The 26,140-nt window shown below is 59.0% G+C and carries 15 protein-coding genes; 12 read left to right on the top strand and 3 right to left on the bottom strand.

What is annotated here, in order from left to right:
- Positions 1–50 precede the first annotated feature (50 nt).
- Positions 51–9,515, bottom strand: coding sequence for a peroxidase family protein (locus tag GVK95_RS09555; protein WP_159948894.1), 9,465 nt, complete (start codon positions 9,513–9,515; stop codon positions 51–53).
- 380 nt (positions 9,516–9,895) lie between these two features.
- Between GVK95_RS09555 and GVK95_RS09560 the strand changes: the two genes are divergently transcribed.
- Positions 9,896–11,269 carry a histidine kinase gene (locus GVK95_RS09560; protein WP_244618722.1) on the top strand — a complete coding sequence of 458 codons (1,374 nt, stop codon included), beginning with the start codon at positions 9,896–9,898 and terminating at the stop codon, positions 11,267–11,269.
- On the opposite strand, the gene GVK95_RS09565 is transcribed toward GVK95_RS09560, so the two are convergent.
- Complete coding sequence (locus GVK95_RS09565; protein ID WP_007608762.1) at positions 11,259–11,951, bottom strand: response regulator transcription factor; 693 nt, start codon at positions 11,949–11,951, stop codon at positions 11,259–11,261. The genes GVK95_RS09560 and GVK95_RS09565 overlap by 11 nt on opposite strands.
- Before the next feature lie 721 nt (positions 11,952–12,672).
- Between GVK95_RS09565 and GVK95_RS09570 the strand changes: the two genes are divergently transcribed.
- From GVK95_RS09570 to GVK95_RS09605, 8 genes are all read left to right on the top strand, one after another.
- Positions 12,673–13,881 (top strand): MHYT domain-containing protein, encoded by a 1,209-nt coding sequence (locus GVK95_RS09570; protein WP_159948898.1) that lies wholly within the window; start codon positions 12,673–12,675, stop codon positions 13,879–13,881.
- Positions 13,882–14,093: 212 nt separating this feature from the next.
- Positions 14,094–14,960, top strand: coding sequence for a xanthine dehydrogenase family protein subunit M (locus GVK95_RS09575; protein WP_159948900.1), 867 nt, complete (start codon positions 14,094–14,096; stop codon positions 14,958–14,960).
- A gap of 10 nt (positions 14,961–14,970) precedes the next feature.
- On the top strand, positions 14,971–15,471 hold the full coding sequence (locus GVK95_RS09580; RefSeq protein WP_159948902.1) for a (2Fe-2S)-binding protein: 501 nt from the start codon (positions 14,971–14,973) through the stop codon (positions 15,469–15,471).
- Complete coding sequence (locus GVK95_RS09585) at positions 15,468–17,897, top strand: aerobic carbon-monoxide dehydrogenase large subunit (RefSeq protein ID WP_159948903.1); 2,430 nt, start codon at positions 15,468–15,470, stop codon at positions 17,895–17,897. The genes GVK95_RS09580 and GVK95_RS09585 overlap by 4 nt, the downstream gene beginning before the upstream one ends.
- Before the next feature lie 11 nt (positions 17,898–17,908).
- Positions 17,909–18,790, top strand: a complete 882-nt coding sequence (locus GVK95_RS09590) for a MoxR family ATPase (protein WP_159948905.1) — start codon at positions 17,909–17,911, stop codon at positions 18,788–18,790.
- A 1-nt stretch (position 18,791) separates the two neighbouring features.
- Positions 18,792–19,979, top strand: coding sequence for a VWA domain-containing protein (locus GVK95_RS09595; RefSeq protein ID WP_159948907.1), 1,188 nt, complete (start codon positions 18,792–18,794; stop codon positions 19,977–19,979).
- 2 nt (positions 19,980–19,981) lie between these two features.
- Positions 19,982–20,800: an XdhC/CoxI family protein gene (locus GVK95_RS09600; protein WP_159948909.1), complete on the top strand. Its 819-nt coding sequence runs from the start codon at positions 19,982–19,984 to the stop codon at positions 20,798–20,800.
- A gap of 44 nt (positions 20,801–20,844) precedes the next feature.
- On the top strand, positions 20,845–21,489 hold the full coding sequence (locus GVK95_RS09605; protein WP_159948911.1) for a carbon monoxide dehydrogenase subunit G: 645 nt from the start codon (positions 20,845–20,847) through the stop codon (positions 21,487–21,489).
- Positions 21,490–21,559: 70 nt separating this feature from the next.
- Here the strand turns inward: GVK95_RS09605 and GVK95_RS09610 are convergent, their stop codons facing one another.
- The gene (locus GVK95_RS09610; protein WP_159948913.1) at positions 21,560–22,633 is read right to left on the bottom strand and encodes a LacI family DNA-binding transcriptional regulator; all 1,074 of its coding nucleotides are present in this window, start codon (positions 22,631–22,633) and stop codon (positions 21,560–21,562) included.
- Between the two features lie 280 nt (positions 22,634–22,913).
- On the opposite strand from GVK95_RS09610, the gene GVK95_RS09615 reads away from it, so the two are divergent.
- From GVK95_RS09615 to GVK95_RS09625, 3 genes are all read left to right on the top strand, one after another.
- Positions 22,914–23,960 (top strand): sugar ABC transporter substrate-binding protein, encoded by a 1,047-nt coding sequence (locus GVK95_RS09615; RefSeq protein ID WP_159948915.1) that lies wholly within the window; start codon positions 22,914–22,916, stop codon positions 23,958–23,960.
- 76 nt (positions 23,961–24,036) lie between these two features.
- A complete protein-coding gene (locus tag GVK95_RS09620) occupies positions 24,037–24,858 on the top strand; it encodes an ATP-binding cassette domain-containing protein (protein ID WP_159948917.1) in 822 nt (273 codons plus the stop codon).
- The gene (locus GVK95_RS09625) at positions 24,855–26,120 is read left to right on the top strand and encodes a sugar ABC transporter permease (RefSeq protein ID WP_159948919.1); all 1,266 of its coding nucleotides are present in this window, start codon (positions 24,855–24,857) and stop codon (positions 26,118–26,120) included. The genes GVK95_RS09620 and GVK95_RS09625 overlap by 4 nt, the downstream gene beginning before the upstream one ends.
- Positions 26,121–26,140: the final 20 nt, after the last annotated feature.

Here is a 26,140-nt window from a genome sequence, read left to right on the forward strand (position 1 = left end):
GTCTGCCCGGCCATGGTCATGGCCGGGCCGCCCGGTTTGTCGGCCCCCCGTCAGGCAACGCCGAGGAAGTCGTTGGCTGTCAGGTTGTGACGTCCGTGCAGAGCCAGCTCGAAGTCAGCGCCGTCATCCCCTTGGGTATTGCCGCGGATGACGGTGAATTCCTCGCCCTCGCGCACTTCGTGGGTCACCGTGACGTCGCCGATGCCGGTCATGGTCGTCCCGGCGGTCAGGTGCAGGTTTGTGCCTGTGCCCGAGAAGTCGATACGGTCGCCGGCCTGGAAGCCATAGATCGTGTCGCCATTGGCGGCGGCCGCGGAATTGAACTTGAACACGTCGTCGCCAAGTCCCCCGTCCATGATGTTGACGGCACTCGATGCAGTCACCACGTCATGGCCCGAGCCGCCGATGAAGTTCTCGAAGCCATAGAAGGTATCGCTTCCCGTCGAGCCGCCGCTGACCGAACCACGGCCCATGAAGCCGTTGCCGAGATCGACGGTCAGGCCGCTGCTGTTGACGGCGTAGTCCAGCGTGTCGATGCCATCTTCACCATGATAGACATCGTTGCCGTCGTTTGCGGTCGATAGAACGGTGTCGTTGCCAGCACCTGCCCAGACCCTTTCGGCTCCGGCACCGCCTTCGATGATGTCGTCGCCGGCATCAGCGAAGATGAGGTTGTCACCCTCGCTGCCGAAGATGATATCCCGGCCGGCGCCCGCATGGATTTCGTCAGCGCCGCTGCCGCCCGTGATGACATCGTCGCCGTCACCGCCGATGATGACATCGTCGCCGGCTTCGCCGCGCAGGATGTCGGCGCCGCCATCGCCGGACAGGACATCGGTTCCGTCACCTCCCAGTGCGATGTCATTTCCGGCAGCGCCTTGCAGGACATCACTTGCACCCGTGCCGATCAGTGTCTTGGCCGCGATCGCGGTGGGCGGCGTGACCACGTCCCCATCATCATCACCGTCACTGTCGTCATCCTGATCATCATCCGTATCGTCGTCGGCTTCATCGTCGGTGTCGTCCTCATCGGTGTCGTCACCGTCCGTCTCATCATCCTCATCGTCATCGATACCGCCGACGTCGCCATCATCGTCGTCGTTGTCGACGGTGCCGTCATCCTCATCATCGTCATTCTGATCGTCATCGTCGTCCTCATTGTCTGCCCCGTCTTCGAGATCGGACGAGAAGATATCCTCCGGAAGTCCGGTGAGGCCGGTATTGCGCTCGACGATGTCGACGAAGTTCTGTCCGTCGATGAAGTCCTCATAGAGATCGAAGTTGTCGAAGCGTTCCTTGTAGTAGAAGCGATCGGCCTCCTGCAGGCGGTCGAATTGTTCATGCAGGATTGCCCAGAAAGTCGAGCCGGCCATGCCGCCGTTGAAATGCGCTTCGGCAAGGCCGCCGACCCAGAGATCGACCCGGTCGATGCCCTTGACGAGACCGGTGCCGTCAGCCTGGACGGCAACGATGTCGCCATTGATCGCCTTGAACGCATTGACTTGGTCGGCACGCAGGACAAGATCCGGATAGGCCGCCATGAACTGGGCGATCACGATGTCGGTCAGGCCATTGCGAGTCTGGAAATCCTGCCAGCTGGAATAGGGGTTCACCGAACCACCATTGGCCGAAAGGAAGCCGACGGCAAACTTCACGTAAGGGTCCGTCGAATTCTGCAGGCTTGCCTTCACCTGGTTCAGGGTGCCAAGGCCGACATCACGGCCGCGTGCCACATTGAAGGCGAAGAGATCGGCGCGGATGCGCACCAGGTCATTGCGGACCGCGTCGACTATGTTGAAATCGACTTCTTCTGCCGGCTGCTCGACGATGCCGGCAAGGATCGCGCCGGTGCCCAGTTGTTCATAGCCGGGCTGCGGGTCGTAGCCCATCGCCTGCAGCTGGATGAGCTGCTCGGGCGTGAACACGTCATTGCTCGGGTTGAGGAATGCATCGAACAGATTGACTGAGTAGTTCTGTCCGTCATCGCCCTTGACTGTAATCGTATCACCGATCAGCGAATGGCCGATGCGATAGACGGCGGCGGCAAATTCGTGGCTGATGCCGGCCGTGGCTTCGGGGTTGTAGGCTTCGAAGCCATGGTCTCCATCACCCTGGATGCCGCCGATCAGCGCATCGGCGAATTCGGTGAAGACGACGCGCTGGTATTCGGCCTCGTTGACCATCTTGGCCGCCTGGAACAGCTCTTCCGTCGTGCCGGCAAAGCCCGCATCGAGCAATGTGTCGATGTGGAAATTGTGGTTGCGGGCCCAGATCGTGTGCATCGAGGTCAGCGTGACGTTTTCATTGGTGCGACCGTCGCCGCCGACATAGTGGTCGAGCAGGTTGATCACCGGATTGGTGTCGAGCAGCAAGGCATGGTCCGAGCCCATGAAATTGCCGGCAAGCGCACGCACTGTCGCACCATCATAGCTGTTTGTGGCACTGTTCCACAGGGTGGGATAGTAGCCATCGATCGTGATGCCGCCGGCTGGCAGGCCGGGACCTGTAAACAGCGTGCCTGCTTCGCGATGGTGGTCGAGAAGTTCGCGCAGGGTCGACATCAGATCGAAGCCGGATGCTGACGGGTCATCTGCGCCCATCAGGATCCGCGAACCGTATCCATGATTGCCATCACTTTCGCGCAGCAACTGGCCGACAATCATGTTTGAGCCGTAGACTTGGTTCTGGTCGACATAGGCCGAGGTCTTGTTGATATGCTGCGGGATGTCGTCGGCCGATGCCAGTGGCTCTGCCAGCGAACCACGCGTAAGGTCGGTGAAGTTGGACGCGACAGGTCCTGGAATATCCACACCGTCGATGACGACCTGTCCGGCACCACCCTTGGGCAGGAAGTCGAGGCCATGGTCGAAATACTGACCAAAGGCCATGAAGAAGATATTGGCCTTGTTAGCGTTGTTTGGCAGATCAAGCTCCTGTTCACCCAGGACATTGGAGATCTGCCGTGGATCCAGCCCGTCGAAGATCGGATTGAGCGCGCGGTTGATGATCGCTCCCGTGCTGTCGGTGACGACACCTTCGCCGTAACGTGCCTCGGTCAGGCGAATGAACGGCTGATCGGCGGCGCCAAAGCCGGCATTGTCAGCATTATTGCTTTGGCCCGACAGGCTGCGTACACCGACGGCACCGTCGGTGTCATCATCGTCGGCAAAGGCTGGCAAACCACGCACGAGGTTGGTGATGCCCGCTACGTCCCTGGCAGTCAGCGTAAACGGACCTGTCGGCTCGCTGCCACTGTTATCGTCATCGTTGTCGCCATTTGCGCCGATCGGCGAAAGTGTCGGGGTTTGGCCGGTGAACGTGATCGAGTGCGTGCCATTGGACAGGGTTCTGGTACCATTGGCATTCACCGTCTCGACATAGTCGGCCGGATCGGCACCTTCCGGGATTTCGATGCGATCCTGGGACCGCAAGGTTCCGATCAGCGTGTCATTGCCACCGTTCGAGCGGAACAGGATACGGTGGGCAGAGGCCAGTCCGCTGAGATTGACGGTATCGTCACCTTCGGAGCCATTAATGGTGATGGTGTTGAAGTTCAGGCTGGTGCCGTTGAAGTTACCGAGCGTGGTGACATTGTCATTGCCAGCTCCGGTGTTGATGACGATCTCCTCGACATTGTCGAGCTCGACAGCAACCTGTCCGTTGCGTGTGATGACGATTTCGGTCGTGTTTAGAAGGTTGGTAATTCCGTTCGCCAGAGCGGCTGCACGGCTGTAGACGACAAAGGCCTCGTTCGACGCATCCCCCTCGACGCGGATGGTATCGCCGGCGTTGTTGTTGGTCTCGCCGTTGAACCGGTCGCGACCATCGCCGACATTCCAGACCATCATATCGTCACCGGCGCCGCCCGTGACGGTATCATCGCCACCACCGCTGAAGATGATGTCATTGCCGCCACCCGCGCTGATCGTGCTTGCCGCCACACCGCCGACGATGACTTCAGAATTGCCGCCGCCATTGATGTCGTTGGCATCATAATTCACTGAGACCGTTGCAGTGTCGTTGGCGAGGCCATCGGTTGCGGTATAGGTGGCGGTCCGGCTTTGCTGTGTGGTGTAGCCGAAAGTTGTCACGCCGCCGGCGCGCCCGACCGTGAACAAGGTCGAGTTTTCGGTCATGCCGCTGATCGAGAGCGTTCCGTCCAGATCCACGTCATTGGCCAGCAGTGCCCAGTCCGGCACGTTGAAGTTGCCCTGGATATTGGTAATGACGATGTCATTGCCGGCATTGGGCAGATCGTTGGTGGCCGTGACATTGACCCTGGTCTCAGCCACGTTAGACGACAGCAATCCATCGTTGACCGTCACTTCAATCAGACGTTGGGTCGTGTCGGGATTCTCGGATGTGTTGCGATAGCTGATCGACTGGATGGCGTTCTGATAGGCCGCCAGCGATGCCACCCCTTCCAGGGTCACGACGATGGTCGAACCGATGACCTGCGTGGTTGCCGAAATCGCCGCATTTTGCGCGGTCAATGCAGCCGGGATGACAAATTCGTCACCGGCGAAGGCATTGGTCAGGACAATGCTGGCCGATGCCAGGGTTTCGCCGTCATCGGTGATGCGAGGCAGCGAGGCGATCGCGGTTGCTGCGCCGTTTTCGGTATGGCTGGTCACGATATCGATGGACGCTGGATTGGCAGGGATCTCGAAAACCGCGTTGATGCTGACATTGTCGATCGAGAATGACTCCCCAGCGTCCAGCGCATTGTTGGCGCGGAAGCGGATGGCGGCATCGGCGGTGAATTGAACATCCGTCGGCAGTGTCACCGAGATGTTTCCACCGTTGTTGCCGTTGAACGTGCGCAGAGTGATGAAGTTTGTTCCGTCGGCGGCGAATTCGAAGAGAATTTCCTCATCATCTCCAAAGATTGGAAAGGCGGTGACGCCTACGTCGTTGATAGAGAAGGTGATGACCGCCGAGGAGGCGCCCGCAAGGTTCAGCGCGCGGGTGACAGATGCATTGTCTGCATTGCCAGTCGAGAAGGTCAAAGTGCCGGCGTTGGTAACCTGCACGCTTCCGGCTGTCGCGCTGCCATTGAGATCGTCTCCGGCCTCGCTCCAAGCGGCATTGAAGCTACCATTGGTGCCGTTGTTGTTGGTATAGGAGCGTGTGCTGAAAGTGTCGGCCCAGTTGCGGTTGACGATGTCGAAACCGTTGAGTTCAATTTCTGGCGCGATCAGCGAGACAGTGCGGTCGGCGAATTGCAGTTTCTCAATGTTCCACAGCCGGTCGATGCCGTCTGCAGCCAGTTGCCTGCCGGTGATGGGATCGACTCCGCCGACCGTGGGGTTGACGTGATTTACGGTGAAACTTCCATCGGCGTTCGCGGTGATTTGATAGTTGGTGAAATTGTCCCAATAGACCGCCGTGTCGATGTCGCCGTCATTGCCGCCTTTGGCGATTTCTCGAACAATGGTAAGCGCACCGGGATTGACGACACGATTGAACATCAGTTCGTCGAGCGTGAGGCCGTTGAAGGCGGGCAGGGCGCCAGAAACAGGCGCGCCATCGACATAGTCCGCAAGCCTCCAGACAACGTCGCCCAGACCATCGACGGTATAGGCGACACCTCCATGCGTGAAGCCGATGCGGACGTTGAGCCAGCTGTCACCGTCGATCACGTCGTCGCCGCCACGGCCTTCGATCAGGTCGCTGCCGCCGCCGCCAAGCAGAATGTTGCCGTCGTCGAAGGCTATTTCTGCCTCGCGGGCAGCCTCTCCCACGGTAATGCTGTTCTGTACGAGATCGCCGAGCAGTTGACGAAGACCGGTGATGCGATCAATGCCCGCCTGGCTCAGGTGGTGATTGACCATGGTGCCTTCGGCGCCGGCAAGGTTCGCTCCTGGATTTACCTCCGGCTCGGCCGGCGGTGTCGTCGTGAAGGCGGTCGCGCGGTCATCGCCCTTCAGGACATCGTCCGATTTGTAACCGGACAAGCCTTCGACTGCGTCGAAGCGGTTGCGCAGGATATCCTGCTGCTCCGTCGTGAAGATGGGACGTAGCAGATCAGCATCTGCGGCCTTGGTAGAGCCCTTGTAGGCCGCCCAGTCATAGCCCCACATGCCTTCATTGCGCATGACGCTTTCGCCCTGCACCATGATGTCATCGCCGGATTCGGAGTCGAAGTCGTGTTCGTTTTCACCAGCGAACATGACGTCGTGGCCGATGATCGTGGAGTTGAAGAAGAGTTCGGAATTGTCGCCGGCCGTCGTATCGAAACCGTTGCCGGCCTCGATCCAGTCGTCCCCCTCGTTGCCGAGCAGGAAGTCGCTGCCTTCCCCGCCGAGCATGAAGTCATTGCCTTCGCCGCCAAACATTTCCTTGCCGTCCGGCCCGGCAACCAGGTAGTCGGAGCCCTGGTTGCCGAAGACGAGCGCGAGGCCCGAGCCGCCATGGACGACATCGTTGCCCTCTTCACCCATAAGGAAGTCGGTTTCACCGATATCGGTACCCGAATTGGTGATGATGTCGTCGCCTGTGCCGCCATGCACCTTGTCGACGCCGTAGCCGGCTTCGATACGGTCGTCGCCGCCGCGTCCCCAGACCGTGTCGTCACCGCCACCGGAGATGATCGTGTCAGCCTGGTTCGTCCCCTGGATGAGGGCATGGTCAAGACTGTTGAACTGGATGAAATTGGCGCCCCGCTGCACCATGGGCGACAGTGCGTTCTGGAACGGATCTTCGCCCGTCGGGTCCGGACCGGCCCACTTGGCCTGTTCTGCCGGGTCGACATATAGCACATGGTCCGGAACCGAGAAGATGTCGCCCGGAACGGCATAGCCGCTCTCGCCGATATCCGTGTTGCGGATGACAAGTTCGGCCAGCGAGTTCGCTTCCAGCTCGTTCAGCAGGTTGAGGCCCTGGGTGCGCGACAGGTAGTAGAAGCGGTCGCCGTTCTGCAGGTTTTCGAGTTGCAGTTCGAAGACGAAGGAGAAGGTGGAGCCCAGCATGCCGCCGAAGGCCATCTTTTTTTCGGCAAGGCCACCGACCCAGAGATCAACGTCGTTGAGGCCGCCGAGGCCGGCCGCGTAGGTGCCGGTGCCGTTGAGGAACGCCTGCCGGTCCACTTCATCGAGCGAAGCGTTGCCGAAGACGAGGTTCATGGCCGCATCGCGCTTGGCATCGGCAGTCGTGGCCGAGGTAATCGTCGAATGCGTGCCATAGGCGGCAATGAAGTTGACGATCGAGGCCGAGTTCTTCAGGTTCATCCCGAAGTCGATCCAGTTCTTGTACGGATCGAGCTGGGTATCGCCATTGGCGATTTCCTTGAACTGCGCACGTGCAGCATTGAGGCTCGGAATGCCTGTCTCCCGGCCGCGAGCGATGTTGAGCGCGGGAAGGTCAAGGGGGATGCCGACCAGATGATTACGCAGGACGTCGGTGACGTATTCGTCGATCTCGTTGCCGATTTGGCCCGTCATGCCGCGAATGACGGCACCTGCCCCCTGCTCGGCGGTGATGGTCCCCGGCGCGTAGGCGAGCGGATTGAGGAAGGCATCGAAAAGGTCCATCGATGAACCGACGCCGTTGGCGTCGATGCTGTCGACGGTTTCGTTCAGCATCGAGTGGCCGAAGCGATAGACCACATGGGCGAACTCGGCGAAGATTGACGGATCGATGTCCATCGACGGGTTGAACACGAAGAGGTCGATGTCTGGTTGGATTTTCCGGGCGAATTCCTCGAACACCAGATGCTGATACTGCATTTCGGTGGTGAAACGTGCGGCCTGGAACAGGCGCTCACCGTCCCAATTCAACGTGCCAAGGTTCTGGGGCAGGGACTGAACATCCGTTGCGAGCCACTCGTTTAGGAAGGCGAGATCGCCCGCCTGGGCGGCTTCGATCGCGCGCTCCTTGACCTGCTCCACCGTCTTGTTGTGTTCGGAGTGGAAGATGTGGTGAACGGCGGTCAGGCCGATGTTTTCATTGCCGCGACCGTCGCCGGTGATGAAATGGGCGTCGAGCAGTTCGTTGTCGTAGGTAGTCGCCTGTCCGAAATTGTTGAGGGGAATCGCATTGCCCGCGTCCGTGTCGGCATCAGCCGTTTTCAGAATAGCGGCGGTCGACGGATTGCGATCGTGATCAACGAGGCCGGGCACGGCATTGTGCGCGATATCGTCAAGGAAGGCGTGTCCTGTGAGGACGGCATTCGCAAGGCTGATCGGTGCGGCAGGATTGCCTTCGACGAGACCATTCGCGGTTATGAGTTGCGGGAACCCGTTCGTGCCTCGGATGAACTCGCCGTAAGCGTCCATCAGGAAGAGCGGAACGGTTCCGATATATTCGTCGGTGAGATCGATGCCGAGTACTGTCCTCGCTTGCGCCTTGACTTCGCCCCATGTGGCAATGCCTTTTGCACCTTCGAGCAAATGACCCGTCGCCATCGGCTTGCCAGCGCCGTCAAGGTCGTATTCCCGCAGGAACAGTTGTTTCGAGGCCGTGGAGGAATAGGTTTGGTTCTGGTCGATGAAGGGTGTGGTGAAGTTGCGCGGCTCCAGAGGCGAGCGGGTGAGCACCATGTAATTGGTAAAACTCCCTGGAACATAGAGTGGGTCATCGGGAGACAGCGGAATGTAAATCTTTTCGTTTCCACCCTTTTCCACGAGGTCGAGTCCGTGGTCAAAGAACTGGCCGAACAATGTGAACCAGGAATTGTAAGGCGCTGACAGACCTTCATCAGGGGCGACGTTTTCGATATGCACCGATGGGCCGTCGAAGGCGATGCCGTAGCGGCTTTCCAGACCTTCATAGGCTGGATCGGTCTCAGTGGCCGGACGGTCCGAAGCCAACACCTCCGTCACCTCCGCCGCAAGCACGGCGACGGTTTTCTGCTGGACTGCAGGAAGGAGGGCATTCTCTGCCTTGGCGTCATCCAGCGCCGCGGTGAACTCGGCGCGGATCGCGTTCACCGCCGCCATGATGTCGCCAGAATATCCAGACTGCAGGAGTGCGGTGTAGATCGCGGCCGGATTGGCCATCGTCTGATCGACGATCAGATTGGAGATGAGCCGCGGATCAGCATCGGCAACGGCCCCCCCGGGGGTGTAGGCGCTGTTGGATATTGTCGTGAAACTTGGACCAGCCTGGGAAAAGCCGGTAAGAAGTTGGAATGTGTCGCCGTCGGCAGCGCGCCAACCCTGCTCCAGCAACCGGACGAATGGCTGGTCGGCGGCGCCCCAGTCCTCCCGGCCCTCGCCCAGATTGTTGTAGCTGCCATCGACCGTGCGCAGCCCATAGGGCACGTGTTCGGCACTGATCGCGAGTGCCAGGCCCAGGTCCGTTACGGTCTGAGCTACATTCGCCACAAGGATACGCTGACCATCGCTGCCGACCGGAAAGCCCTCATTGTCCAGCGCATATGTATTCCCGGCGGGATCGACCCAAATTTCCTTGAGGCCTGCGGCGTAGTCGCCCGAATGAGCAATGGAATTCGCTTCGGCGATCTTGATCTGTTTCAAGATGAAATCGAGGTCGTGCGTGTTCAGTTGAACCATCTGATATCAGGGGTTGGCACCCCGCCTCCCAGGTTGAATGTCCCGATGCGCCGCTTCGTCCCCCATGGACATCTGGAGCTGGCATCCCGTCATTAGCCTGCCAGAACCCCCCAGAATTCAAAGGGAGCTTGGTCCAACGATGATCGAGCGTAAGGTCGGAAAGATCTTCAGACCAAGGTATGAAGACTTCGGGACGTTCGTTGCTGTAGGAATTTGGCAAGAGCAGAGATTTTGTATTTAATTTAAACAGTTTGGCCTAAAATGCCTGCTCTGTTCGAAGCTCGCGTTGAGGGGAAGACATGCCTGGGACCGCGCGACGTGTACAAAATACAGCCTTAGGGCCGCCAACAATGGCGCGGCAGCCGTCATGGTGTGCCAGGATGCTGGCTTCGATCGCCAACCTCTCCATTGCCAACCAGTTTCTGATCGCAGCTTCCGTTGTGGTCTTCGGGCTGATGGCCGCGGTCAGTTTCTACACTGCTTCGCAGGTCGAACAATCCGCCCTAAAGGCTGCGGGGTCCGCCGGGGCTGCACGTATGCAGACATCGATTGCGCCGCTGATCCGCCGTGGCGCGGGTGATGCCTTCCTTTTCGATGATCAGTTCCGCCGCGACATTAACTCTTTGGTGGGGCAGGGTCCCAAGGGCCAGCGGATCACCAATGTGAAGATCTGGCTGGCCGATGGAACAGCGGTGTTTTCGGTCAAGGCGGAGAATGCCGGCGGGGCCGTGATGTTTGATGAATTGAAGGCCGCACTGGCGGGGGAAACGATCGTCTCTCGCACAATCGAGGAGAAGCACGGGTATTCGCAGGTCGAGAAGGACGAAGCACTTCTGGAGATCTATGCACCGCTTCTGATCAATGTCGACGGCAGGGTTATCTTGGCCGGCGAGATTTATCTGGAATCAAACATGCTCGAGGAACAGATCTCCCGTTCACGCGCGATTTCCATGATTGCGGTCTTCCTGGTCTCTGTCCCCATGCTTTCGTTGCTCTATTTGATCGTCCGTCGCAGTGGGAGAGTTATTGACGAGCAGAGGCAGACCCTGCGCGAAAGTCTGCGCAATGCGATCGATCTGTCGATTGAAAACAACCGGCTGAGGGTCATGGCGGACAATGCGCGCGTCGAGGCGGGCAAGCTGAACGAGCGTATCCTCGATCAGATTGGCGCGGATCTGCACGATGGTTCGCTACAGGTTCTCACCTTGGTGAAGCTCAGGTTGAGCGACCTTCTGTCGGCTGATGACCTGCCACAAAGCACGCGAAGCGCGCTAGGCAAACTCCTGGATCTGGTGTCGATGACACTGGAGGAGTTGCGCAATCTTTCGGCCGGCTTGATCCTGCCGGAGCTCGAACATGTGTGTGTCCGCGAGGCCATCGAACTGGCGCTGAAGCGCTACTTCGAAATAACCGGCTGTGACGTAAGACTTGAGGTTGGCGATGATATCGATCTCAGGGTGCATGACCTGTCAATCTGCCTCTACCGCTTTGTGCTGGAAGGTCTGATGAACAGTTTTCGCCACGCACGAGGGAACCGCCAGATGGTTCGATGTGTGTTCATCCGCGGACGGCTTTATGTCAGCGTCGCCGATTTTGGTGCAAGGCAGGTACTGTCGTCTGCAAAGGAGGTTAATCGGGCGAGATTGGGCAAGGTCAGTCAGAAGAGACGCATTCGCTCCTTCGGTGGAAGGATGCGTTACTTTCCAAGGCCTACCGGCTCGATTGCTGTTGCAATTCTGCCGATCAATGTCTAGGTCCGCCTGGCTGTGACAGCATTGGGTCTGATGTGCGATCACGTGGAACGGTCCGGTTTTTCACCGCAATCACCAACTGCACCCGGTTGCGCACATTCAGCTTCTGCATGAGCGATGTCATGTAATGTTTGACCGTCTTTTCGCTGATGTTGATCGCTTGCCCGATTTCGCGGTTGGTTAGTCCCTTGAGCAAGCCACTGACGATCTGTTCTTCGCGGTGATGCAACCGCGTCGGCGAAGGCTGGTTGTTCCGACGCATCTGATCAGTCTTCATCGAGACGATCACCTTGGTGGCAAACCCGGGGGTCACATAGGTTTCACCCCGACAGGCAATCTTGATCGCCTCGTGCAGTTCCGAAGAGGAACTTCCTTTCAGCACATAGGCCGAAACCCCGGCTTCAAGAAGCTCGATCGCGGGTTGAATCATGTTGCTGGCAGTAAAAACTATTACCTTTGTTGCGGGAGAACTGGCCATGATCTGCTCAATGGCAGCAAAGGTATCGCCTGGCATGGTCAGGTCCATCACGACTGCGTCCGGTGCAGTTTCTTCAACGATCCGCACGGCGTCGCAGGCAGAATGGCCCATCGCCACCACTTCAAGATCACTCTTTTCACTGTAGAGGCTGACAAGCCCCTCAAGCAAAACATGGTGGTCATCAATGAAGGCGACACGTAATTTCATAACGCAACCTGTCTGGTTTTTTCTATTGGTAGCGTTATTTCTCAATTAGATAAAGCTCATGGTAAAAGAGTGGTTAACTGCGGTTACGTTCGAAATAGAAGAATACCACCCGAAAATGGTAGTGTGGAACGCGTGCTGCCTTGCCCCGTTTATGGGTTGCGGCGCAGGCAGACAAAGGCTGTTTATGGCATTGGTTTCGAAGTGTTAGCCACGAAAGAACGCGCCAACGAATTGATAATAAACAAAATTACCGTCAGGTGGCGATGCGTGCATTCTCGCAATGCTGCCAACACGCCATATTGGTTCACATCCTTAGGATATGATTTTTGACGGATGCGTTGCTTCCGGATGGGCCGCACACTGCATGGCCTCCCCACTCGGACGGCAGAATTTTGCGGTCCAGCGCAATAGCAATCTGTCTGAAGTGATATGCCAGTGGTACCATTATTGGAGGATATCCGGGATCGCCTTTGAAGGAGTGCCTGTATCGGATCATTGATCCTTTGCGATCTGCTAGGCGCCTCACCGCGACGGTCAATGGGAAAGGGCAATCCGCTCCACTCGACAAATCGGGCACGAGATCGATAGATTGGCGCAGGTCATGTCGGGAGCGTGGCCCGGAGGCACATCAAATCGTTTGTCGACGTCTGGATTTGGAATCTTGTCCGCTCGTGTCCCGCCACGCGCGACACTTTGGCTGAAAAGATTGGTGACTACTGCGATGAATGAAATGGTGGCCTCTTTCAGCTACAGCCCAATCCTTGTCGCGCTTTCGGTTCTGGTGGCGATCCAGGCAAGTTATGTCGGTATCAGCCTTGCCCTTCTGATCCCCGGCGCATTTGCCAATCGGCGGCGCCTGCTGATCGCCGGATCGGCGACCACGCTCGCGGTCGGCATCTGGAGCATGCATTTCATCGGCATGCTGGCCGTCACGACATCCGTCGCGATCGACTACGCTGTCCTGCCGACGCTTCTGTCCTTCTTCGTCAGTGGTCTGGTCACTGGCATTGCCATCTATCTGGCAAGCCTGCGCTCGCAGCGTCTTTTGATTCTGGCGGCTTTTGCCATGGGGTTGGGCATTACCGCCATGCATTATGTCGGCATGATTGCCATCCATTCCGTCGTGCATGTCAATCATGATCCGCTTTATGTGCTGGCAAGCGTCACGATCGCCATCGCGGCTTCGGGTCTTGCACTCTGGCTGGCCTTTTCCGCCGACAGACGTCCGCCGCTTTTCCTCTGTGCCGCCGTGCTTGGCTGTGCGGTGTCGGGCATGCATTACATGGCGATGGCCGGTATGAGCCTACATCTGTCCGGTTCGCACGACGCGGTGGCCAAGTCTGTGATTTCAGGCGATATGCTGGCCATAATCGTCAGCGTCGTCGCCTGTACGATTTCCGCAGTTTTCATGCTGGCGCTTATACCGTCCGAGACACAGGATGGGGCTGGAGATGCGGGATGGAGTACGGCGCATGCTTTGGTCTCCGCGGGCATCGAGCCGGCGACAGGGGACGAATACGTCGGCGATGCGCGTGGTGCTGACGTGCCAGCCGTCGATGCGGCAATCGCACTTCTGCCTGTCGAGAAAAACGGCGCTCGCTTTCACATCGCACCCGATGAGATCGCCTCCGTTCATTCCAACGCCCACTACACCTATGTCTTCAATGGGCGCGACGATCTCTTCTGTCCCTTGTCGATTTCCGAGATCGCATCACGGCTTGGCGGCACACGCTTTTTTCGCACCCATCGCAGCTATATCGTTAATCTCGATTTCGTTGTGCGGGTCAAGAAGTCCGGGGATGCCGGTGTTGCCGAGCTGGACACACCCGTGCGCAGAACGGTCCCGGTCAGTCGCGCCCGGTTGGCTGCACTTCGTCAGGAACTGGCATTGCAACAAGCGACCGCGCCGACCGATTTGTCCAACGCTTAGGTCAGCCCCTCTGTCGCAGTTCGTGCAGGCTGCACCGCATTTCGTGCATTTGCAGGCATTTGGTGTGCTTGCTCTTGTGTCTACGCATCAATCTCCGCCTCCTTCTATCACCCGACACCGTGCCTGAGGAGACGCGGTGGTTGCTAGGGCGCAGGGCGCCATTGTCTGGTCGGGTAGCGTGCCGCGAGACGTGCTTTGGGAGGAGCGCAATTATGATTCCAGGAAGCTTTGATTACCATCGACCAACGACGATCGTCGCTGCGGTCGCGCTGCTCACCGAGCTTGGTGAAGATGCCCGTCCGCTGGCGGGTGGCCACAGCCTTATCCCTTTGATGAAGACGCGTCTCGCCGCGCCCGAACATCTGATTGACCTCGGCGGCATCGAAGGACTGAATGTCGTTGAACTGGACGGCGATGAGATTGTCATCGGCGCGATGACCACCCAGCATGCTTTGATCTCGTCGCCGCTTCTGGCCGAACTCCTGCCGATCGTTCGGGAAACGGCACTGATGATTGCCGACCCGCAGATCCGCTACAAAGGTACGATCGGCGGCAATTGTGCCAATGGTGATCCGGGCAATGACATGCCGGCGCTGATGCAATGTCTGAACGCCCGTTACGCGCTGACGGGTGTGACGGGAACGCGGGACGTAAGTGCGCGCAGCTTCTACCTGGGCGCCTATGAGACCGCTTTGGCTGCAGGTGAAGTCCTGACATCCGTGCGCATTCCCATCCCCCCGGCTGGTCATGGTTACGCTTATGAAAAACTCAAGCGTAAGGTTGGAGACTATGCGACAGCCGCGGCTGCAGTGATTGTCACCATGGCTGCCGGTACCTGCACCAGTGCCTCCGTCGGCCTGACAAATGTGTCCGAAACGCCGCTCTGGGCCGCCGAATCGGGCTTGATACTGACCGGCAGCGCGCTTGATGCCGCAACCATCGACCGTGCTGTAGCTGCTGCCGAGGCGATTACCAATCCCGCATCGGACATGCGCGGGCCATCCGAATATCGCACCAAGATGGCCGGCGTCATGCTGCGCCGCGCACTTGAACGGGCTCGCGCCCGTGCCACGGCCTGAGGGGGAAACGATGACCAAATCGCATATCAAAGTTACCATCAACGGCAAGACTGTCGAAGCGCTGGTCGAGCCGCGCACCTTGCTGATCCATTTTCTGCGCGAGCAGCAGAACCTCACCGGCGCCCATATCGGCTGTGACACAGGCCATTGCGGTGCCTGCACGGTCGACATTGACGACATGTCGGTGAAGAGTTGCATGACATTTGCCGTACAGGCCAACGGCGCCTCGATCACCACGATCGAGGGTGTTGCCAATGCGGACGGCACGCTGAGCGCCCTGCAGGAAGGGTTTCGCATGATGCATGGCCTGCAATGCGGCTATTGCACGCCGGGCATGATCTTGCGGGCGCACCGCCTGCTGCAGGAAAATGCCAATCCGACCGAAGATGAAATCCGTCACGGCATATCCGGCAATCTCTGTCGCTGCACCGGTTACGTGAATATCGTCAAAGCCATCCAGTACGCGGCGGCCAAGATCAACGGGACACCTTACCTGGAGGCTGCGGAATGAACGAGCAAGTCAAGGTCGATATTGATCGCGCCGAACGTACCGAAAAGCTCCAGGGCATGGGGTGCAAGCGCAAGCGCGTCGAAGACATCCGCTTTACCCAGGGCAAGGGCAATTATGTCGACGACATCAAGCTGCCCGGCATGCTGTTTGGCGATTTTGTCCGTTCGCCGCATGCCCATGCCCGCATCGTCAGCATTGACACTTCGCGCGCCAAGGCGCTGCCGGGTGTTGTCGCCGTTTTGACTGCCGCGGACCTCAAGCCGCTTGGCCTACACTATATGCCGACGCTGGCCGGTGATGTGCAGGCGGTGCTGGCCGAGCACAAGGTTCTGTTCCAGAACCAGGAGGTGGCCTTCGTCATCGCCGAGGATCGCTATATCGCCTCCGACGCCACCGAACTGGTGGACGTCGTCTATGAGGCGCTGCCCTGTATCGTCGATCCGTTCAAGTCGATGGATGCGGACGCGCCGATCCTGCGCGAGGACATCCAGGACAAGATGGTTGGCGCGCATGGGCCGCGCAAGCACCCCAACCACATCTTCGAATGGACGATCGGCGACAAGCAGGCGACCGATGATGTGTTTGCCAATGCCGATGTCACGATCAAGGAAATGCTGGTCGATCACCGCACCCATCCGTCGCCGCTGGAAACCTGCCAGTCGCTGGCATCATTCGACAAGGTCAAGGGTGAGCTGACGCTTTGGGGAACGTTCCAGGCGCCGCATGTTATCCGAACTGTGGTGTCGCTGATCTCCGGACTGCCGGAACACAAGATCCATGTCATCGCGCCCGATATCGGCGGCGGCTTCGGCAACAAGGTCGGCGCCTATGCCGGTTACGTCTGCTCGGTGGTCGGCTCGATCGTGCTCGGCGTGCCGGTGAAATGGGTCGAAGACCGGATGGAGAACCTGTCCACCACATCCTTTGCCCGCGACTATCACATGACCACGGAACTGGCCGCCACAAGCGACGGCAAGATCCTCGGCATGCGCGTGCATGTTCTGGCCGATCATGGCGCTTTCGACGCTTGCGCCGACCCGTCCAAGTGGCCGGCCGGCTTCATGAATATCTGCACGGGATCCTACGATATTCCGGTGGCGCATCTGGCGGTTGACGGCGTCTATACCAACAAGGCGTCCGGTGGCGTGGCCTATCGCTGCTCGTTTCGGGTGACGGAAGCGGTGTTTGCCATCGAAAGGGCCATCGAAGTGCTGGCGCAGAAGCTCGGCATGGATTCAGCCGACCTGCGCATGAAGAACTTCATCAAGGCCGAACAGTTTCCCTATCATTCGGCGCTGGGCTGGGAATACGATAGTGGCGACTATCACACGGCCATGCAGAAGGCGATGGACGCCATCGGCTACAAGCAGTTGCGCGACGAGCAGGCCGCTAAGCGCGAAGCGTTCAAGCGCGGCGAAACCCGCGAGCTCATGGGAATCGGCATCTCGTTCTTCACCGAAATCGTCGGTGCGGGGCCGGCCAAGAACTGTGACATCCTCGGCATTGCGATGTTCGACAGCGCCGAGATTCGTATCCATCCGACAGGCTCGATCATCGCCCGCATGGGCACCAAGAGCCAGGGGCAGGGGCATGAGACGACCTATGCCCAGATCATCGCCACTGAACTTGGCATTCCCGCCGACGACATCATGATCGAGGAGGGCAATACCGATACCGCACCCTATGGTCTCGGGACCTACGGCTCGCGCTCGACACCCGTCGCGGGTGCTGCCACGGCGGTTGCCGCCCGCAAGATCAAGGCCAAGGCGCAGATGATCGCCGCCCATATGCTCGAGGTTCACGAGGGCGATCTGGAATGGGATATCGACCGGTTCCGGGTCAAGGGTCTGCCGGAAAAGTTCAAGACGATGAAGGAGATCGCCTGGTCGGCCTACAATGCTCCCCCTCCGAACATGGAGCCGGGCCTGGAAGCGGTGAATTACTACGAACCACCGAATATGACCTACCCATTTGGCGCCTATTTCTGCGTCATGGACATCGACGTCGATACCGGTGTTGCCAAGACAAGGCGCTTCTATGCGCTCGATGATTGCGGCACGCGTATCAATCCGATGATCATCGAGGGCCAGGTACATGGCGGTCTCACCGAAGCCTTTGCCTGCGCCATGGGCCAGGAGATCCGCTACGACGAGATGGGCAATGTCATGGGCGCATCCTTCATGGACTTCTTCCTGCCGACCGCGGTCGAGACGCCGAAATGGGAAACCGACTTCACCGTCACCCCGTCGCCGCATCATCCGATCGGTGCCAAGGGCGTCGGCGAAAGCCCGCATGTCGGCGGCGTGCCGTGTTTCTCCAATGCGGTAAATGATGCCTACGCTTTCCTCGACGCCGGCCACATCCAGATGCCGCATGATGCATGGCGGCTGTGGACGGTGGGCGAGCGTCTGGGTCTGCACGCGTAGGGTTGAAGAGCATGGCGATCACGCTTCCACAGGACAGGATTGCCACAGAGATGGCAGCGGTCGGGTATGTTCCCGACCGCGAGCTTGCCACCGCATTGTGGTTGATGGACAGCCTCAAGCGGCCGCTGCTGCTGGAGGGGGAGGCGGGCGTCGGCAAGACAGAAGTGGCGCGTGCCTTGGCGCTGGCGCGCGATACCAAGCTAATCCGGCTGCAATGCTACGAAGGGCTGGACCAAAGTTCGGCGTTGTATGAATGGAACTACCAGCGGCAATTGCTGGCTATCAAGGCACGCGAAGGCGTCGATGCGGATGTCGTCGAGGAACAGATATTTTCGGAAAAATACCTGCTGGAGCGACCGTTGCTGGCGGCCATCCGGCAGCCCAAGTCGCCAGTGCTGCTGATCGACGAGGTCGATCGTGCCGACGAGGAGTTCGAGGCCTTCCTCCTCGAATTGCTCTCGGATTTCCAGGTGTCTATCCCCGAACTCGGAACGATCACCGCCCTCAGTATTCCCATGGTGATCCTGACGTCGAACGGCACGCGCGAATTGTCCGATGCTCTGCGCCGTCGCTGCCTGTACCACTATGTCGATTTCCCCGACGTCGATCGCGAGGCGCGCATCATCCTGTCGCGACTGCCGCACATCGACGCGGCACTGGCACTGCAGATCGCCGCGATGGTCAGTCTGATCCGCAAGGAAGAACTGCGCAAGGCGCCCGGCGTTGCAGAAACGCTGGATTGGGCGGCAACCTTGGCCGGCCTTGACATCCGTCTTCTGCGGGACGAGCCGGAAGCCGTTTACGAGACCCTGATGTGTCTGATCAAGACTGCCGAGGACAAAGCACGGATGACGCGGCAGGTGTCGGACCGGCTCCTGGGCAAGGTGGCCTGAGATGAACGCGTTGCGAAAAAGCGAGATCGATCTCGGCGAGATGATGCGGGCAAAGCTGTCAAGCTTTGTCTCGACGCTGCGTGACAATGGTTTTGTCATCGGTCTGGCCGAGCTGCGCGATGCGCTCGGCGTGATGAGCAGCGCCAGTGCCGCTCGACCGTCGCGATTTCGCCCGGCGCTTCGGGCACTGTTTTGCAGTCGCCATTCGGACTGGCAGAAGTTCGACGAGATTTTCGACGCCTTTTGGGCAGGCCGTGGCATGAAATCTGCGACCCGCATGTCGGGCGCGCCGCAAAAGGCGCCGGACGGCCTGCAGGCTGTGGCTTCGGGTAATCGCGGTCTGGGAGACAATCAGAATGCCGATCATGTGCAGCGCGGCGAAGGCAGCGAGGAGACTGAGGTCGGCCAGTCGAAGCGTGAGGGTGCCTCGCGCGCAGAGATTTTGACCAGGACCGATTTTCGCCACCTCACCGATCCGGACGATCTGGCTGCTGCCCATGATCTCGCCGCACGCCTGGCGCGCAGCATGCGGGCACGGTTGACACGGCGGATGCGGGCAAGGCGCACCGGGCAGCGGCTCGATCTGAGGCGCACTATCCACAAGAGCATCGGGCATGGTGGCACGCCGATCGAACTGGTCCATCGCCGCCGCAAGGACAAGCCGCTCAGATTGGTCGTGCTGCTGGACACATCTGGCTCAATGAGTCTTTATTCCGCGGTGTTCCTGCGCTTCATCCACGGGGTGCTGGATGCATTTCGGGAGTCCGAGGCCTTCATCTTCCACACGCGATTGATCCATGTGTCGCCGGCATTGCGTGAGCGCGACCCTCAGCGGGCGGTGGAGCGGATGTCCCTGATGGCCGAAGGTGTCGGTGGCGGCACGCGCATCGGCGAAAGTCTAGGCACCTTCAACCGCTGGCACGCCAAGCGCTGTCTCCATTCGCGCAGTTGCGTGATGATCGTCTCGGATGGCTATGACACTGGTCCAGCCGAGCAGCTTGGCTCGGAAATGCGGGCGCTGAGCCGTCGCTGCAAACGCATAGCCTGGCTCAATCCGATGATCGGTTGGCAGGATTACGCACCGGAGGCCGCCGGCATGAAGGCGGCGCTCCCCTATGTCGATCTTTTTGCGCCAGCCCATAATCTCGAGAGCCTGGAAGCCATCGAACCCTATCTGGCGAGGATCTGATCATGCAGCCACAGTCCGACATTCTCGATCTGGTCAGCGAAGCAAGGGCACGCGGTGAGCCCTTTGCCATCGCGACCGTGGTGCGCACAGTCTCGGTGACTGCTGCCAAGGCGGGTGCGAAAGCTATCGTTCTGGCCGATGGCAGCATATCAGCCGGCTGGATCGGTGGTGGCTGTGCAAGGGGCGCTGTTCTGAAGGCCGCACACGAAGCAATACGCGATGGTCAACCCCGCCTGATCAGCATCCAGCCGGAGGATCTGCTGGATGTGAAGCAGGTGAAACCCGGAGAGCAGAAAGACGGTATATTCTACGCCCGCAACATGTGCCCGAGCCAGGGCACGATGGATGTTTTCGTCGAACCCGTGTTGCCAAGACCGCATCTTATCATCTTCGGGGCTTCGCCCGTGGCGGTGGCACTTGCCGATATTGCCGGGCGCATGGGTTTTTTCATCACGCTCTGTGCACCAGCGGCCGATCGGCCGGCTTTTGGTGTTGTCGACCGCAACATTGACGGCTTTGATCTGCCGGCTGGTGTTGCTTCTGGCGACTTCATCGTCATCGCCACACAAGGGCGGGGCGACAGCGCCGCAATGAAGGCGGTTCTCGGCGTGACAGCGCGCTACATCGGCTTTGTCGGCTCGACGAAAAAATTCGCAGCGCTTCGTCGCGATTTCGAGGTGTCGGGGCTCGCTGTCGCCGCAATGGACGACATCCGATCACCGGCGGGCCTTGATCTCGGTTCCATCACCCCGGACGAGATCGCGCTTTCGATCGTCGCTGAAATGATCGAAGTCCGGCGTCGCGGCCAGAGACACGCCTGAACTAACGGCTTAAATTAGAAGATACCTGAACTGGGAGAGACAAGATGGATATGAATGGTTCACAGCGCATCGAGGCATCGCGGGAAACGGTCTTTGCCGGTCTGAACGATGTGGATGTGCTTCGCCAATGTATTCCGGGATGCGACAGCATCGAAAAGACCTCCGACACGGAGATGGTCGCCAAGGTCACCTTGCGCATTGGACCGGTCAAGGCAAGTTTTGCCGGCAAGGTGACGCTGTCCGATCTTGATCCGCCAAATGGCTACACGATCTCTGGCGAAGGATCAGGCGGCATGGCAGGCTTCGCCAAGGGAAGTGCCAGGGTAACGCTGGAGCAGGATGGCGAGGCGACGATCCTGCACTACACGGTCGCAGCCGAGATTGGCGGCAAGCTGGCGCAGATGGGCAGCCGGCTGATCGACAGTACAGCCAAGAAGCTGGCTGGCGATTTCTTTGCCAAGTTTGGTGAGGTCGTTGGTGCGCCTGCAGGTGATGCTGCGGCGGCAGAGGAGACGCCACAGGGTAGCGAGGCCGGCAAGAAAAGCTGGCTCGGTCGGCTTACCGGCACAGCATCCGTGGCTTTGCTGTTGGTGGCCTTGAGCCCGGCTGCATGTTGTGTGATGGGTCAGCATCATGCCGCCGATGACACGATGGCGTTTTCAATCTGCAAATCGCAGCCTCTTGTCTAGGGGCAGGACAGTTTTGAAGCTCCCCGCCGGTGACTTGGTGGTTGCCGCTCGTTCGGGGAATAGTTGCGCGTCATTCTGTAGCGAGGAGGGCGTCAGGGCTAAGTGATGCCCCTATTGGCGATCCTTCTTCCGCGTCCACAAATACAGGAGGAATCTCTATCAGCATGGTCTTTGCTCCACCGTGGTCGATGATATCGAACACAGCATTGAGCATTGCTTGCACATCCTGACGCACCATTTCGATTTCGTCGCCCAGCAAGGCGGCGAAGGGGTCCCAGTCGAAGCAGCCGATCACTGGCATGCGACCCTTGTAGTGGCCCGAGCGCTTGATCCAGCGCATGACACCTTCCAGTGAGATGGTCGAGTTGACGAACATGCCGCTTGGCAGGGCGCCTTCGGATGTCGCTAGCGTCTGCAGCGATGTTTCCGCCTTTTCAGGTGCGTAGCCGCAGGTCAGGATATGGCTTTCGTCAATGGCGATACCAAAGTCTGCATGCGCAGCGCGAAAGCCGCGCACGCGTTCAGCCGTGTTGTGATCGCTGCCACGGCCGCCGATGAACAAAAGAGGGTGGATGCCTCCCAGCTTGCGCTGACTGTTGACGAGGATGCGGCGCGTCAGTTCGCGTGCGCCAGCGAAATTATCCGATATGATCGAAGGGGCTTTCGTTCCGGGAAGATCGACGTTGAGGCTTCTGGCACCGACAGCTGTGCAGAGGTCGCTGATCCGATCCGGGTCGGTTGCACCTGTCGAAATCAGCCATTCGACCTGGTAGGAAAGCATCGTCCGTGCTGCCTCAAACTCCAGTTCCGGATCGCGTCTCGTGCAGGTGATGATCGGAAATAGCCCGCGGTCACGGGCCATGGTCTCGAAAGTTTCGACAATCGAACCGAAGTAGCGGTTGTCGTATTTCGGCACGATCATGCCAATGATTTTCGACTTTTCCCGGCGCAGCAGGCTGGCCTGCATGTTGACGGCATAGCCTTGTTCTTCGGCGATGCGGCTGACCTTTTCGGCTAGCTGTGTGCTGATACGACGCTTTTTCCACGTGCCGTTCAAGACGGCGCTGACGGCACTTGCGGATGTTCCGGCAAGTTCCGCTAGATCATAGATCGTGGTCTTCTTGGTCGGCCTGTCTTGATTCACACCATTCTCCTTTTCAAACACAGCTTGACATCAATGCGCGATGGTGGCAATTCTGCTTCATCGATTGAGCAAGGTTGCGCAATCGATGAATTTGGTTGGCTGTGGAGGGTCGACCGGGGAGGCGTCCGGGTAAATCCACGTTCATGACCGCGCTGACGGTAGTCGGTGAGGGCTGTGATCGGCACACTTTTCCGCCGCAAGCGGCAAGGTGGCAGGGACTTGGACAGAAAACCGGAGCGCGTCTCTCGACACGGGTTTTTGCATTCAAAAGGAGGAAACTATGACATTTCGTTCAATGCTGTTGGTGTCGGCTGCTGCCGTTGCCCTGTGTGCCGGTTCTGCCTTTGCGCAGGACGCTGCAACTGTCGCGTTCCTGATGCCGGACCAGGCATCGACACGCTACGAGAACCATGACTATCCGGGATTCAAGGCAGAGATGGAAAAGCTCTGCCCGACCTGCGCAGTGATCTATCAGAACGCCAATGCTGATACGGCCCTTCAGCAGCAGCAGTTCAATTCGGTAATCGCCCAGGGTGCCAAGGTGATCGTGCTTGATCCGGTGGATTCGGCTGCCGCTGCCGCACTCGTCGAGATTGCCCAGTCGCAGGACGTCAAGGTGATTGCCTATGACCGGCCGATCCCGGCCAAACCGGCCGACTTCTATGTGTCATTCGACAATGAAGGTATCGGTCACGCGATCGCTCAGTCGCTGGTTGCGCATATGAAGGCAAGTGGTGTTCCAGAGGGTGCGGGCGTTCTGCAAATCAACGGTTCGCCGACGGATGCAGCAGCCGGCCTCATTCGCGACGGCATCCATCGCGGTCTGAAGGATTCCGGTTACAAGACGCTGGCCGAATTCGATACGCCCGAATGGGCGCCGCCAAAGGCGCAGGAATGGGCCGCCGGTCAGATCACTCGCTTCGGCGCCGACATCAAGGGCGTTGTTGCGGCCAATGACGGCACTGGCGGTGGCGCGATTGCTGCCTTCAAGGCAGCGGGTGTTGACCCTGTTCCGCCGGTCACCGGCAATGACGCAACCATTGCGGCACTGCAGCTGATCATTTCCGGCGACCAGTACAACACGATTTCCAAGCCATCGGAAATCGTGGCGGCTGCGGCAGCCCGAGTGGCCGTACAGCTCCTGAAGGGCGAGACACCTGAAGCAAAGACCTCGCTTTACGACACGCCGTCCGAGCTCTTCGTTCCAGCCGTGGTCACGGCTGAAAACATCAAGGCTGAAATCTTCGACAAGAAGATCCAGACGGCGGAAGAGGTCTGCACCGGCGAATATGCCGAAGGCTGCAAGACGCTCGGCATCGCGCAGTAACGTTTCTCCCGAGACGTCCGGTCGGGCTTCATGGTCCGGCCGGGCTTGCCATCGAACCCAAGAAGAGCGTCAAGTCATGGTGCAACAAGACAGAGTGGATCCGGCGAAGGGAAGTACCATCCTTCGACTGAGCAATATCTCCAAAAATTTCGGTGCTGTGTCGGCGCTTACCGATATCGATCTGGAAGTGCGTGCCGGTGAAGTTGTGGCCTTGGTGGGTGACAACGGTGCCGGCAAGTCGACCCTGATCAAGGTTCTGGCCGGCGTACATCAGCCATCCTCAGGCAAGATCGAATTCTGCGGGCAGGAAGTCTCCCTCCATAGCCCCAGTCGGGCGCTCGAGTTGGGAATTGCGACTGTCTTCCAGGATCTGGCGCTTTGCGAAAATCTGGACGTGGTCGCCAATCTCTTTCTCGGCCATGAACTGTCGCCCTGGAACCTCGATGAGGTTGCCATGGAAGTGCGTGCCTGGACGCTTCTGAGGGAGCTTGCCGCGCGCATTCCGTCCGTGCGGGAACCGATTGCCTCCCTGTCGGGAGGCCAACGGCAGACCGTCGCCATCGCAAGGTCGCTACTCCTCGCTCCGAAGATTATCATGCTCGACGAGCCGACTGCCGCACTTGGTGTTGCCCAGACGGCGGAGGTCCTCAACCTGATCGAGCGCGTGCGCGATCGTGGTCTCGGGGTCATCATCATCAGCCACAATATGGAGGATGTTCGTGCCGTCGCCGACCGCATCGTGGTTTTGCGCCTCGGGCGCAACAACGGTGTATTCAGCCCGGATGCATCCAATCAGGAACTCGTCGCGTCCATTACCGGCGCCACGGAGAACTCCGTGTCGCGCCGCCAAGATCGCAAGACTGGCCACAACAACGAACTGGGCGGGAGCACCGCATGAGCAAGGACATTTCCAGCAAGAAGACCGCCGACAAGGGCCTCGCACTTGATCGCAGCGATGTGCGTGTGAAGCATGATGACGGCCTATCCGGCGTGCTGCGCAGCTTCCTCAATCGCGTGCGTTCGGGCGATCTCGGCATGCTGCCGGTGGCCGTAGGTCTGATCGTCATCTCAACGGTGTTCAGCATACTCAATCCCATCTTTCTTGCTCCGAACAATCTCGTCAACCTGCTGTTTGACTGCGCGACTGTCGGCATTATCTCGCTCGGTATCGTCTGTGTCCTGCTCCTGGGCGAGATCGATCTGTCAGTCGGCTCAATGAGCGGTCTGTCATCGGCCATCATCGGTGTTCTATGGGTGAATTCCGGTCTTCCGTTGATCGTTGCGATCTTTGCAGCACTGTTGACCGGCGCTCTTGTCGGATCTCTCTATGCGTTGATGTACAACCGGCTTGGCATGCCGAGCTTTGTCGCGACGCTGGCTGGTCTGCTCGCTTTGCTTGGCCTTCAGCTTTACATTCTCGGTCCAACAGGCAGCATCAATCTTCCCTATGCCTCGCCGCTGGTTCGTTTTGGCCAGATCCTGGTCATGCCTGATTGGCTATCTTATGTTCTGGCACTTGTGCCGGGTCTGGTGATGGTCGTGGTCGGATTTGCCGTTCGCAAACGCCGCCAGTCCGTCAACCTTTCCTCGCAACCCGTGAGCAATCTCCTGGTCAAAGCCACGATCTTGACGGTCGCCCTGGAGTTCGCTGTCTACTATCTCAATCTCGGCCGAGGCGTACCTTGGATGTTCGGGCTTTTCGTTGCACTGGTGGTGATCCTCAACTATGCGCTGACGAAGACCCAGTGGGGCAGGTCCATGTTCGCGGTCGGTGGCAACCGCGAGGCTGCTCGCCGCTCGGGTATCAATGTCCGACGGATCTATCAGAGTGCCTTCATCCTCTGCTCCACGCTGGGAGCGCTTGGCGGCATCCTTTCGGCGTCACGTCTGGCCTCGTCCAGCCAGCAGGCAGGCACGGGTGACGTCAACCTGAACGCGATTGCTGCAGCCGTTATCGGCGGTACAAGCCTGTTCGGTGGTCGCGGCAGTGCCTATTCCGCCCTGCTCGGCATCATCGTCATTCAGGCAATCTCCAATGGCCTGACACTTTTGAACCTGAATTCATCGTTGCGCTACATGATCACCGGTGCGGTGCTCGCGATTGCGGTGATCGTCGACTCTCTTGCGCGCCGCTCGCGTGTCAGTCACGGCCGCGCCTAAGTCTACTACGGAGGAAATAT

Source organism: Rhizobium sp. 18065, assembly GCF_902706095.1.
Classification (GTDB): Bacteria; Pseudomonadota; Alphaproteobacteria; order Rhizobiales; family Rhizobiaceae; genus Allorhizobium.

Excerpts from the sequence above, each read along its gene's own strand:
- GVK95_RS09555 (WP_159948894.1), bottom strand. The coding sequence starts at position 9,515 with ATGGTTCAACTGAACACGCACGACCTCGATTTCATCTTGAAACAGATC.
- GVK95_RS09560 (WP_244618722.1), top strand. The coding sequence starts at position 9,896 with ATGCTGGCTTCGATCGCCAACCTCTCCATTGCCAACCAGTTTCTGATC.
- GVK95_RS09565 (WP_007608762.1), bottom strand. The coding sequence starts at position 11,951 with ATGAAATTACGTGTCGCCTTCATTGATGACCACCATGTTTTGCTTGAG.
- GVK95_RS09570 (WP_159948898.1), top strand. The coding sequence starts at position 12,673 with ATGAATGAAATGGTGGCCTCTTTCAGCTACAGCCCAATCCTTGTCGCG.
- GVK95_RS09575 (WP_159948900.1), top strand. The coding sequence starts at position 14,094 with ATGATTCCAGGAAGCTTTGATTACCATCGACCAACGACGATCGTCGCT.
- GVK95_RS09580 (WP_159948902.1), top strand. The coding sequence starts at position 14,971 with ATGACCAAATCGCATATCAAAGTTACCATCAACGGCAAGACTGTCGAA.
- GVK95_RS09585 (WP_159948903.1), top strand. The coding sequence starts at position 15,468 with ATGAACGAGCAAGTCAAGGTCGATATTGATCGCGCCGAACGTACCGAA.
- GVK95_RS09590 (WP_159948905.1), top strand. The coding sequence starts at position 17,909 with ATGGCGATCACGCTTCCACAGGACAGGATTGCCACAGAGATGGCAGCG.
- GVK95_RS09595 (WP_159948907.1), top strand. The coding sequence starts at position 18,792 with ATGAACGCGTTGCGAAAAAGCGAGATCGATCTCGGCGAGATGATGCGG.
- GVK95_RS09600 (WP_159948909.1), top strand. The coding sequence starts at position 19,982 with ATGCAGCCACAGTCCGACATTCTCGATCTGGTCAGCGAAGCAAGGGCA.
- GVK95_RS09605 (WP_159948911.1), top strand. The coding sequence starts at position 20,845 with ATGGATATGAATGGTTCACAGCGCATCGAGGCATCGCGGGAAACGGTC.
- GVK95_RS09615 (WP_159948915.1), top strand. The coding sequence starts at position 22,914 with ATGACATTTCGTTCAATGCTGTTGGTGTCGGCTGCTGCCGTTGCCCTG.
- GVK95_RS09620 (WP_159948917.1), top strand. The coding sequence starts at position 24,037 with ATGGTGCAACAAGACAGAGTGGATCCGGCGAAGGGAAGTACCATCCTT.
- GVK95_RS09625 (WP_159948919.1), top strand. The coding sequence starts at position 24,855 with ATGAGCAAGGACATTTCCAGCAAGAAGACCGCCGACAAGGGCCTCGCA.